The sequence below is a fragment of the Moorena sp. SIO3H5 genome (assembly GCF_010692395.1).
GTDB lineage: Bacteria > Cyanobacteriota > Cyanobacteriia > Cyanobacteriales > Coleofasciculaceae > Moorena.
Genome location: NZ_JAAHHS010000260.1, coordinates 1 through 11,127, shown reverse-complemented (window position 1 = coordinate 11,127; position 11,127 = coordinate 1). Strand labels below are relative to the sequence as shown.

The 11,127-nt window shown below is 43.3% G+C and carries 10 protein-coding genes; 3 read left to right on the top strand and 7 right to left on the bottom strand.

Going from position 1 to position 11,127, the window contains the following annotated elements:
- Positions 1 to 510 precede the first annotated feature (510 nt).
- On the top strand, positions 511 to 1,692 hold the full coding sequence (locus tag F6K52_RS24095) for an aldo/keto reductase (protein WP_364419405.1): 1,182 nt from the start codon (positions 511 to 513) through the stop codon (positions 1,690 to 1,692).
- 102 nt (positions 1,693 to 1,794) lie between these two features.
- Here the strand turns inward: F6K52_RS24095 and F6K52_RS24090 are convergent, their stop codons facing one another.
- Positions 1,795 to 2,346: a shikimate kinase gene (locus tag F6K52_RS24090; protein ID WP_293083843.1), complete on the bottom strand. Its 552-nt coding sequence runs from the start codon at positions 2,344 to 2,346 to the stop codon at positions 1,795 to 1,797.
- Between the two features lie 721 nt (positions 2,347 to 3,067).
- On the opposite strand from F6K52_RS24090, the gene F6K52_RS24085 reads away from it, so the two are divergent.
- A complete protein-coding gene (locus tag F6K52_RS24085; protein WP_293083840.1) occupies positions 3,068 to 3,268 on the top strand; it encodes a hypothetical protein in 201 nt (66 codons plus the stop codon).
- A gap of 137 nt (positions 3,269 to 3,405) precedes the next feature.
- On the opposite strand, the gene F6K52_RS24080 is transcribed toward F6K52_RS24085, so the two are convergent.
- The 3 genes from F6K52_RS24080 to F6K52_RS24070 all read right to left on the bottom strand — a co-directional run bounded on the left by F6K52_RS24080 (position 3,406) and on the right by F6K52_RS24070 (position 7,469).
- Positions 3,406 to 3,996 carry a hypothetical protein gene (locus F6K52_RS24080; protein WP_293083834.1) on the bottom strand — a complete coding sequence of 197 codons (591 nt, stop codon included), beginning with the start codon at positions 3,994 to 3,996 and terminating at the stop codon, positions 3,406 to 3,408.
- 261 nt (positions 3,997 to 4,257) lie between these two features.
- Complete coding sequence (locus tag F6K52_RS24075) at positions 4,258 to 4,902, bottom strand: flavin prenyltransferase UbiX (RefSeq protein WP_293083829.1); 645 nt, start codon at positions 4,900 to 4,902, stop codon at positions 4,258 to 4,260.
- Positions 4,903 to 5,216: 314 nt separating this feature from the next.
- On the bottom strand, positions 5,217 to 7,469 hold the full coding sequence (locus F6K52_RS24070; protein WP_293083824.1) for a ribonuclease R family protein: 2,253 nt from the start codon (positions 7,467 to 7,469) through the stop codon (positions 5,217 to 5,219).
- Between the two features lie 1,176 nt (positions 7,470 to 8,645).
- Here F6K52_RS24070 and F6K52_RS24065 point away from each other — a divergent pair.
- Entirely contained in the window at positions 8,646 to 9,455 is an 810-nt protein-coding gene (locus F6K52_RS24065; RefSeq protein WP_293083821.1) for a hypothetical protein, read from the top strand.
- 415 nt (positions 9,456 to 9,870) lie between these two features.
- Here the strand turns inward: F6K52_RS24065 and F6K52_RS24060 are convergent, their stop codons facing one another.
- The 3 genes from F6K52_RS24060 to F6K52_RS24050 form a co-directional block, all read right to left on the bottom strand.
- A complete protein-coding gene (locus tag F6K52_RS24060) occupies positions 9,871 to 10,074 on the bottom strand; it encodes a hypothetical protein (protein ID WP_293083819.1) in 204 nt (67 codons plus the stop codon).
- On the bottom strand, positions 10,061 to 10,555 hold the full coding sequence (locus tag F6K52_RS24055; RefSeq protein WP_293083816.1) for a PIN domain-containing protein: 495 nt from the start codon (positions 10,553 to 10,555) through the stop codon (positions 10,061 to 10,063). Before F6K52_RS24055 ends, F6K52_RS24060 begins: the two co-directional genes overlap by 14 nt.
- A gap of 104 nt (positions 10,556 to 10,659) precedes the next feature.
- Positions 10,660 to 10,905: a four helix bundle protein gene (locus tag F6K52_RS24050; protein WP_293083853.1), complete on the bottom strand. Its 246-nt coding sequence runs from the start codon at positions 10,903 to 10,905 to the stop codon at positions 10,660 to 10,662.
- Positions 10,906 to 11,127: the final 222 nt, after the last annotated feature.

The following is an 11,127-nucleotide window of genomic DNA, read 5'->3' as shown; positions in this document are numbered from 1 at the left end:
GCTACTTGAGGTGCCGTCAGCTGTCAGCTGTCAGCTGTCAGCTGTCAGTTTATTTTAATCAAAAGCTGTTCGGTGTAGCATGCACTACCGGGATAAACTATTCTCATAGCTTGGCCACAGCCTTTGGCTGATACCAGATAGCAGATCAAGTAGCGTGGGCGTAGCGAAACTACTTGATCTGCTTATGGGCTATGGGTAAGCTACACTAGACCTCTTGCATAAGTCTCATAAACCGTGGGTGTTGACAAGGCAAAAGGCAAAAGGCAAAAGGCAAAAGGCATAGATTTTGATTTAATATTTATTTTTGCAAGAGGTCTACTATGCTGACCCCTGAACGCGCACGCGTGCGCGTAGCGCATATGCTGACGGCTGAATGCTGACAGCTGAATGCTGACGGCTGAACGCGCACGCGTGCGCGTAGCGCATATGCTGATTAGTTGTAAAGTATTGTAAAAATAAGATAATCAAAGAGCATACACTAGCAGCTGGGTGATTCAAAGCACGTTTATGATGCAATATAGAAGGTTTGGGCGTACAGAATTACAAATGCCAGTCTTTTCCTGTGGTGGTATGCGATACCAGTTCAAGTGGCAGGATGTTCCCAAGGACCAAATTCCCCAAGATCATCAACAGAATTTGGAAGCAACAATCCGCCGTTCTCTAGAGCTTGGCATTCATCACATAGAAACTGCTCGTGGCTACGGTACTTCTGAGATGCAATTAGGAGAGATTTTGCCAAAATTTCCCCGAGAACAACTGATTGTTCAGACTAAAGTTACTCCTAAGCCAGACCCCAAAGAGTTTCGTCGTAAGTTTAATCAATCCCTCGCTTTCCTAAAACTTGACTATGTTGACCTACTGGGAATCCATGGGATTAATACCCCTGAGTTGCTAGATGATACTATCCGTCCTGGTGGTTATTTAGATGTAGCGCGACAGCTTAAAGCAGAGGGTAAGGTACGGTTTATTGGATTCTCGACTCATGGTCCTACAGATGTGATTGTTAAAACCATTGAAACGGATCAGTTTGACTACGTTAACTTGCACTGGTATTACATTAATCAGTTAAATTGGCCTGCTATTGAAGCCGCTGCTCGTCACGATATGGGGGTATTCATCATTAGCCCTTCCGATAAAGGGGGTATGCTCTATAAACCACCACAACGGTTAGTGGAACTTTGTGCTCCCCTTAGCCCAATGGTGTTTAATGATTTGTTTTGTTTGAGCCATCCCGAGGTTCATACCTTGAGTCTAGGCGCATCTCGACCATCAGATTTTGATGAACACGTCAAAACTGTAGAACTTCTGGAGCGCTCAGAAGAAGTATTACCGCCGATTTTAGAGCGTTTGGAGTCAGAAGCGATCGCAAAATTGGGAGAAGACTGGTTCCGAAGTTGGCACATTGGTTTACCCACCCATTCAGAAACCCCAGGTGGTATAAATATTCCAGTGATTTTGTGGTTGAGGAATTTAGCGATCGCGTACGATTTACTAGAGTACGCGAAAATGCGCTACAACCTCTTAACTAATGCGGGTCACTGGTTTCCTGGTGCCCAAGCCAATCAGGTCAGAGAATTAGACCTGAGCCAGTGTTTGCGTAAAAGTCCTAATGCTGATACAATCCCAAATTTTTTGGAAGATGCCCATAACTTATTAGGGGGTGAACCAGTCAAACGCCTCTCCCAACAATAATTCAACCAACCTATTAATGATAGTTAATTGTTCATTGTTCATTGTTAATTAACTATCAACCCACCAAGATCCAGAAATCTTGGTATTGAGCTATACAGGATCTTAATTATTTTTTTGTTTAGAATTTTTAAGAACTTTCGGAATCTCTGTGATCACTCGTGAAGCAATCTGTGGTGGGGTCTCCCCAAAATCTTCACAGATGTGAAGGTCAGCTAATTCATAAAGACTCAGTCTTTGGTCAAGAATTTGCTGCAATTCTAAAGCAGGATCAGGTTTCTGTAGTAAGGGGCGAGTGGTATCCTCTCGCAAGCGTTCGATTAACATTGGCACAGGGACATCCAACCAGACCACCAGACCATAATGCAGATAACTCCAATTCTGGGGTTTAAGCACAATACCGCCTCCTGTAGCAACGATCAATTGCTGATAAGCCGATAGTTCCGATAGTACCTGAGTCTCTAGCTGTCGAAAGGTTTCTTCACCGTCCTCAGCAAATATCTCGTTAATCGTTTTACCTGCAATTTGCTGAATCAGGACATCTGTATCACAAAAACCATAGCCTAGCTCACTAGCTAGTAAACCCCCAACAGTAGTTTTACCAGCGCCCATCATGCCAATCAGAAAAACATTGATGCCCTTCAACAAGTCATTCACGCATGCCCTCTCCAGTTTAATCAGTGATTACCCTTAGTTCACTTAATAAACCGTACCACTATAGGGTTCCCACTGGGACACAGGCTTTCACATTTATGCTATTATTCACAATAGCTTCATCTAAACTTCATCCCAACAAAAGTTGATGTACCGTACTTTTGCGGAGCCAGTGAGGCCAAAGGGGGTGCCAACTGGGGGCGACTTCGGGCAACCGTAAGCCGATTCACACAGCCCCTCCCTATGAGCGACTGGCAAGGGTTTCCTCATCTGCGACTGCATCAAGAAAACGGGAGCGTGGAAACCGTCATCATTTATGTGGCTATGTGGCGGAAGAAGGGGGATTTGGCGGTTTTAAGCGCCGTCATTAGAAGCTATGCAGTGGCGTGACCGGGGTTTCACCCACTTGCACTTTGCATCAACACACAGTAGCCAGAAACTTAGGCTTAGACCTAAGCAGACTGGGTAAGCGGTGTTTGAGCACCGTAAGCCTAGTCATGCTATGGACTGAATGCAAGTCCAAGCTTGGCATCAGGGAACCACAAACCCCAATTTTTTAGACCAGGGAGACTCAACTATGTATAACCCATAGGTTTTCATCCCTGGCACTCAACTACCTGATGAAGCAGCTGATTTCGGTGTCTCACAAAACTATCCACTAGTGGAACAGATCTACTGGTTTTCACTAGTGGTCACTCCATCTAAACTAGGGGTAACAAAGTAAATGTTGCTAATTCGTGACATTGTCAAACAAGCTCTCACAACCGGTTATCTAACCATAGAAGCCGAGGATAATTTACGCAGGATGCTCCATCAAAAACATAAAAAGTACGATTTGGCGGATCTGGATGCCTTTATGGCCTTACAGGAAGCTGCCATGACTGGCCGAGTGAGGCAACAATCTCGTGAACAAATGAACAATTAGCCACATGGATAATTGAGTTACTATCTAAAAATAGCAGCCAAGGAGTAACCTTTTACTACCTTGGCTGCTGTTGTATTGCTAGTTAAAAAAAAATCAACCGTCAGTAGGGCTACCGTCAGTAGGGCTTGCGACAGTTATTAAAACTCTTCATCATCCTCAAACCCCCAGTCCTCTTCATCCTCTTCAGTCTGCTTAGCTACCGTTTTGTAAGGTGGATTAATTACTCGATACTTGGCATCATAAACTGTTTCAGATTTACCAACACCTGAATTACCAGGTTTGCGATAACCATAGGAATAAACAGAATCCCTTTGATCACTACTTTCGGGTTCTTCGCTCAGGTCATCCCTAGTGGGATCCCCTTTAGTGGTGTGTGAGGTAGAATCTTGCTTAACCCCTTGGCGACCTGATGAAACTCGATCTGAATTTTTATCTTCCTCAAAGTCCCACTCTTGACTACTACTTTCTTCCCAATCCGAGCTTGTATTATCTTTTGAGGTTTGTTTCGAGGCCGGACGCTCACGAGTTTTATCCTGCCTCGTCTGGGTTTGATAACTTTCCCGACGGCTATATTCAGAAAATAATGGCTCGTCCTCCGGTGGTTCAGAATTTCCACGAGAGTAACGCCAAGCCAGGTAATTGGGGAGTCGTAGGCTGATGCTGGTTAGAACTCCAGCTCCAACAGCACCAACAATCCACAAGGCTAGAGGTAGAGGTGGTGTCTTCATGTTTAGAAAGACCAAAGGTAGCACTGGCAACCAATTATCAATAACAAACAGTGCTAATCCACCTATTACCAAACATAAGAATATAATAATCCTAAACATAAACCAAGGGATTGAAGGTTATAGGTTATAGGTTGAGGGGTGTTGAAGATTTATCAGCATATGTCCCGCTCAAGGCAGAAAAGTCTGAGGATTTAGCCTCCTCTTTTAAACAGGAGCTTAAACAGGAGCTATTATCCCCATCTTTCCCATATCAATATGTGCTTACCTATCATGATAACTATGTTTAAGGGAATCAGTATTTCTGCCCTGCCACCGTTTTAGGGGAATGCAGTCAATGTCTAACTGGTCTAAAGCACGAGCTACCACAAAATCCACCAAATCTTCGATGGTTTGAGGGTTATGGTACCAAGCCGGTATAGCTGGAACAATTCTAACTCCTGTTTCTGCTAACCTGGTAAGATTACGCAGATGGATTAAGCTAAAGGGTGTTTCACGAGGTACGATTACTAGCTTACGCCCTTCTTTAATTTGAACATCTGCTGAACGCTCAAGCAAGTCAGTACTGAAGCCCGCAGCCATTTTTGCTACGGTATTCATACTACAGGGCATGATCACCATTCCTAAAGTACGGAAAGAACCACTAGCAATGCTGGCTCCCACATCCCCCCATCGATGACAAATCAGTTTGCCTCCCTGATCGACTGCCGCTTGCTGACGCCAGAATTGTGCTTGTAGATCCGGTTCTGGAGGCATGCGAATATTTTGCTCTGCCTGCCAAACCATATAGGTAGATTTCGATGCCACCAGCTCAATAGCATAGTCAGCCTCTAGTAAATATTTTAAAGCCCGTACAGCATAGATTAGGCCAGATGCACCGGTGACACCAAGAATTAAAGGAGTTGTCATTAGTTGTGATTACTCAGTAGTAAAATCATGTCCGGTGTCATGTCAGCTAATAGCTATTAGCTATTAGCTGACATTGTTAATTAACAAAAAGGAATTAACCCTATTAGAATAAAACCTATTATACAGCGGTTTGGATAACTATCAGGTACACAGGGTTTTTGTCCCTGTTTGCTGTTCCCTGTTCCCTAAAAACCCAGAACGAAAGTACCTAACAGCAATTGCAAACCGCTGTAATATCATTTGATTGGTAGTAAGTGGTTATTAGTGAGTGGTTAGTTAAGCTTCTAGTAACCTACTAACCACTCACTAATAAATTACTCCTCTAAATCTTCGTTACTAGCAAAACTACCACCGCTTACGGTTACCAAGTCAATTTGTTGACGGTAATAATCCACACTCTTGACTTGGACTTCGACGCGATCGCCTAATCGATAGGCAGTGCGATTTTTGCGACCGACTAGGCAGGCGTGACGGGAGCGATACTCGTACCAGTCATCTTTGAGAGAGCTAACGTGAACTAATCCTTCTACTAACAAGTCTTCAATTTCGACAAAAAAGCCGTAGGATTGAACTCCAGTAATCAGACCGCTGAAGATATCTCCTGTACGCTCTTTCATCTGTTCAGCTTTCTTTAAGCCCTGTAAATCCATCTCTGCATCCATGGTGATCTTTTCACGGTCATTGAGATGGGGAATTAATGTACTTAACTGATTTTCTAACTCTTGGTGAATTTCTGGTGGTAAAACATTCCAGTTTATATTACCTTGACAGCTACTATGATTGAGATTTACCCGGTCTTTGGAACGAGTAGAACGACGGTCTCTTCCTTTTTCAAATACCAAATGCAGTAACTGTTGTACCCATAAATCCCCATAGCGCCTCAGTGGTGATACTCCGTGAGTATAGCCAGTATCCAATGCTAGACCAAAGTGCGCTCCTGGTTTAGAACTATAACCTGTTGGTTTTAAGGTTGATAACAACAAATAGATCAATACTTTAGGTGCTATGGATTTGGAAAATAGCTGGGTAAAGCTCTGATAGTCTTGAGAGGTAATGGTTTCTTCTTTCTCAAGCTGCATATCTAGCTGTAGATTCATGCCCAACCTAATCAAATCCTGAAGCCCATCCCAATCCGGTAGCCCCTGGACACAGTAAATCCCTGGCAAACCTAGGGCTTGGATGTGGGTAGCTATTGCTTCATTGGCTAAGATGACTAATTCCTTCAACAACGACTGCATTGGTACTGTTGAAGAAACCTCTAGAGCCCCCACTCTCCCTTCATCTTTATAGGGGTATGGAATCTGGGACAAATTTAGGTCAAAGGCACCCCGCTGCTTTCGTTGCGCCCTGACTGCTGGACTCAAGGTAAAAAACAGTTCTTTGAGTATGTCCACCACAGGTGCCAATTCTGAGTCAGCTTCCTCATGTCCCCCCAGAAGGGATTGAGCCTGCTCATAAGTGAGCTGGTAGTGTACCTGGATTATGGACGGTTTAATCTCATATTCTACTACCTGACCAGCTTCGTCTAGAGTGAGTAGTACCGACATGGTTAAGCGGTCTTGACCTGGTACTAGGGAACAAAGCTGGGTAACGGCTTCTGGTAGTAAAGGCAATATCACATCGGACAGATAAACTGCTGTACCCCTTTTTCTGGCTTCATCAGCCAAGGCAGAGTCTGGAGGGACAAAGTAAGCCACATCAGCAATATGTATCCCCAGTTGCCACTGATTTGCGTCAGTTTTTTCTAGAGTAAAGGCGTTTTCTACAACTACCTTCTCTGAGTTAGCTAGCTTATCTTCAATGGTAATGGTCAGAACCTTTCGCAAATCTAAGCGCTGGCTAGAGTCTGATTTTTTCAGCTTTTTCGGTAAGTTATCAGCGGCTAGAAGTACCTCATCAGGGAAGTAAGAGCGTAAATCGTGCTTGCAACAGACAATGTCAGTGTCAGCCGCATCTTCTGCATCACTTCCTAAAATACGGGCAACTTTTCCAAGGGGAGGGTTTTGTCCGAGGGGGTAGCGTAGGACTTCTACATGAACCAGATGCTCTACTGCTTTTTGTAAGATTTCCTCATCTGGTTCAAGGTCTAGTTCAAACAAGAGTCGGTCATCAAGGGGAAAGGCTCGGTAACCATTACCAATTTCCTTGACTCGCGCTAGCACTGAAGGATTTACCCGTTCGAGAATTAACCGCACTTCTCCTTCAGGAGACCGGCGTCGGCTACCTTCTTTGGTAACTTTGACTAGGACGCGATCGCCATTCCAGGCAGTACTGAGATTGGTTTCCCGAATGTAAATATCATCGGCTCCCTCGACTTCTTGGATGGCGAAACAAAAGCCTTTACTCGAACAGCGCAGCTTGGCTTCCACCACGTCTTCTTCATAAACACGCCGATACCTGCCGCGATCTTTAACCAGAATTCCTAATTTTTCCAGTGCATCCAGGGAAATCTGGAGTTTTTTGAGACTTTCTTTGTCTTGGCAACCAAGTTTTTTTTCTAAGACTTTGGGTGCCACTAGTTTATCATCAGTAAAATTAGAAAGTAATGTAGCGATTGAAAATTCCATCCAACAATCCTTTTCGTCTGATCGTGGTTTTTGCTTGTTGCCCTTAAGAGCATGCGATCGCGCGGGGTAGGACAGTCCCTGATGCGATCGCGTCATCGGCTGAACATTGAAAGGCAAGCCAGGTGTACACTTCCCGAGCAGGTGCAGATTTGTGCATTACTTTTCCCGGGTAGCTGAACTTGTTCCACCCCTTGTGTTTCTTTCCAAGGATTGGGTATCCACTGATGGTTTGCCTAAACTGTTTAACCAACTCTGTTGTTTTTGTTCCGAAGCAAGACTAAGGTCAGGGTAACTTTTAGGCTAATGACTCACCTAACAAAGCCTGCGGGATTTTTGAGTCAGAGCTTGGTCATAAGCCAGTGATTCAAAAGCCATGGCACCTTCTTTGAGTTACGGTTTGAGGCACCTAGGACGATTGTTTCGTTGGCGAAGTTATCATCAAACGGGTAACTATCAGGCAGTTATGTATAAGAAGCAACCGATTCAAAGAGTGAGAATCTCCAATGCCACCCAGTTTCTTTGGCGCTTAACTCTTATGTTCAGACACTGCAATACTCGGAACCATTACGCTTCCTGGGTTTCTTAGTCCCCTTGCTTTGCCGATGCTTTAGCCCCTGGGGCAAAAGAGAAGCCCTTCTTAGTCTGGTCAGCCTCGGAACTGTGTCCAAATTCCCCAGTTATATCTACTACTAGTCTACCATTAGGGCAACCGATTGGTCACGTTTACGCCCTAAATCCAGATTTGCGCTCATCGTCATACTGACTCGCGTAGGCTAAATAGCAATAAATTACATCAGGAGATGAAGGCTCTTCTGGAAGAAGCGTAGATGTAGGCAATGAGGGGAACTTGGAGGTACCCGCCCTTTGTTTTCTTGTTCCTAGACCGCCTGGGAAAAAGAAACTTTGGTTTTGCGTAGGCTGTACTGCTCAACTGGATCAGGAACCGTAACTGAAATTCCTTTTTCCTAGGTCTGTTGCAGATTGTAACTACATAAGGATTTAGCGCGAGCTTACCAAAGATAGTTTTATTATATTATGTTTTATTGTACATCAACGGGAGTACGGAATCGGGAACAAATGTTCCAGTGATCCGCAGATATGCTGTTCCCTTTGCTGAAGTTTTTGGGTAAAGCTATGCTATGATATAATGCTTAGATTTGGGCAGGAAATGGTTTTATGTTTACTCAGTTCCGAGATCGTTATCCTCAAGGCAGCTTGATCAGCGATCTTTTAGCAATTGACCATGGTCAGTACATAGTACGTTGCTCAGTTAAAGTTGAGGGTAACATCTTGGTCACCGGTCTAGCTGCTGCCCAAACTGTTGAATTAGCAGAAGACCAAGCCAGACAAAGAGCCTTAGCTGCTTTAGGCATGGATAGCACCAAAGGGATTGATCAAAACAAGAATAATCCCAGAGCAAAGCGTGAGGTAAATGTTCCGTTGCAATCATTGCCTCGCTATGATGTTGGCTCGACCTCAGCAAATCAGGAACAGACTCAACCCAATCATCATTTTACTCAAGCTACTCGAACCAGTGACACCAGTAGTTACTCTTTCTCAGAGTCAAGAGCTAGAGAGGTTAGAGAAACCCCTGCCAATATCCCATCCGTAGAACCAGCAAGGAACTTTAGCCATGAATCCTTCTCAAGGGAAGTAGACACCTCCGTGCCAGCTGACATTCCTAAGAAGAGGGAGCCCATTAGCTACCAGACCCCACAACCTGATCTTCCAATCCAGTCCTATGCTCAAAATACCATGGACACTAACACTAGTGACATGGGATCACCGAGTCTTCCGATTATTGACCATTCTGACATCATTACCAAAACCAATGTAGAAATGAAGCGTCTGGGTTGGACAACTCAACAGGGGAAAGACTATCTTCTACAAACTTACGGTAAGCGATCGCGTCAGCTGCTTAGCGACAAAGAGTTAATGTCTTTTCTGGAATATCTAGAATCTCAGCCAATACCTTCAGATTCCTAAGCAATCACCTATAAGAAGGGAATCGGGAATCGGGAATCGGGAATCGGGAATGGGTAATCTAGCAATTATCATAGCTATGAGGTACGCATTTTCTGGATTTTAGGGGACAGCGGATCTGGGAATAGAGAATATTTAATAGGGATGCGGTGCATATAGATAGGGAATTAAAGTCAAAGGATAATGTACCTCATAACTGAGATAAACGCCCTTTGCTTGCTCTAATGGTACATAGTTCATCTGTTCTGCAACGCAAGACCTGCTCCCTTTTTCACTTCCATTCCCCATTCCCCAGGGATTGATAAATTCTGAGCTATGCTGACCCAATTTGTCCCGTCTAACGCACCCTACGAGATTGAATATCGAGCGGTTTGGAAGGCGATCGCTTATGAATTTTAATCACTATTTGCCTCCTTGTTTATTCTACAATTTCATTATTTTGATAGGTTTTAATGTCAGCTACAATATTATCCATTGTTAATTTATCTAACCATTGATGGCGTTCTTCAGTATAGTTACCGCTTCCTTGATCAAATTGACCAATGAATTTGACAGCATCTACATATCCTAAGGCATCAACTAAGGCTTTAAATCCTTTACGATGCAGTTCAATTGGTGTCATTTTCTTGTTCTCCTTTGATTTTATGAATTTCTAAGAGCCATGTAACCGGATTAGCTACAATAATGTTTAATTGATTTTTATAGGTTATACTTTTTCGGAGCAGTCGGTCGTCTGTTGTTAAAAATATATCAGCATGACCTTCAGCAGAAGCAACATGAAGCGCATCATATTTTTTAAAACTAAATGTTGTTAATTCCTTAGCTCTCGTTAGTATTGATTGAGTCAGGAAAATTTTAGTTTTACCAATTGATAAAGATTCTCTTACCTTTTCTCTCCTAGTTTCTAAAGGAGTTTTAGAAATTTCTGATTCAATAATGGTACTAATGATTAATTCCCATTTTCCTAATTGACAGTTAACAATAATTTCAGAAATAGCTTCAGATTCTAGACGTATTCGTAACTGACTCTGATCATCATACAGACGATTTAAACAACAAACATCTAAATAAATTTTATAACTATTTTTGTTACTTATTTCCATGGGGAATGGGGAATGGGGAATGGTAATGGGGAATGGTAATGGGTAATGGTAATGGGTAATGGGTAATGGGTAATGGGTAATGGGTAATGGGTAATGGTAATTTTCTAATTTAGTTTCTTCATAAGAGTAATAATCATTCGAGTTTCCGATTGAAGCTCTTGTATCAAATATACTATATCACTTTTTTCACATAAGCCTACAGCCTCAGCGAGAAAAAGATGGGTTTCTAGTTCATTAATTGAACCTTGTGCAATGCTTAAAAAACCCTTGTATTCTCCTGATGATATTCGTCCATACCCTTCAGCAATATTGGCAGGAATAGATGAAGCTGATCGTTCCCTACCTTTAATTATAAGGTAAGCATATGCGCTACGCGCACGCTGCGCGAACAGCCGTCAGCCGAAGGCCTTTGGCCACGCTACTTGAGGTGCCGTCAGCTTTTAGATCACGCTACTTGAGGTGCCGTCAGCAGACTTAACTCAGCATTATTCGAAGGCTTACCTCTTTTATTAAAAAGCTGTTCGCGCAGCGTGCGCGTAGCGCTTAAGCTGATAGCTGATAGCTGATAGCTG

Bases quoted from the DNA above. Each gene is read 5' to 3' on its own strand.
- F6K52_RS24095 (WP_364419405.1), top strand. From the start codon at position 511: ATGCAATATAGAAGGTTTGGGCGTACAGAATTACAAATGCCAGTCTTT.
- F6K52_RS24085 (WP_293083840.1), top strand. From the start codon at position 3,068: ATGTTGCTAATTCGTGACATTGTCAAACAAGCTCTCACAACCGGTTAT.
- F6K52_RS24060 (WP_293083819.1), bottom strand. From the start codon at position 10,074: ATGACACCAATTGAACTGCATCGTAAAGGATTTAAAGCCTTAGTTGAT.
- F6K52_RS24055 (WP_293083816.1), bottom strand. From the start codon at position 10,555: ATGGAAATAAGTAACAAAAATAGTTATAAAATTTATTTAGATGTTTGT.
- F6K52_RS24075 (WP_293083829.1), bottom strand. From the start codon at position 4,902: ATGACAACTCCTTTAATTCTTGGTGTCACCGGTGCATCTGGCCTAATC.
- F6K52_RS24080 (WP_293083834.1), bottom strand. From the start codon at position 3,996: ATGAAGACACCACCTCTACCTCTAGCCTTGTGGATTGTTGGTGCTGTT.
- F6K52_RS24065 (WP_293083821.1), top strand. From the start codon at position 8,646: ATGTTTACTCAGTTCCGAGATCGTTATCCTCAAGGCAGCTTGATCAGC.
- F6K52_RS24070 (WP_293083824.1), bottom strand. From the start codon at position 7,469: ATGGAATTTTCAATCGCTACATTACTTTCTAATTTTACTGATGATAAA.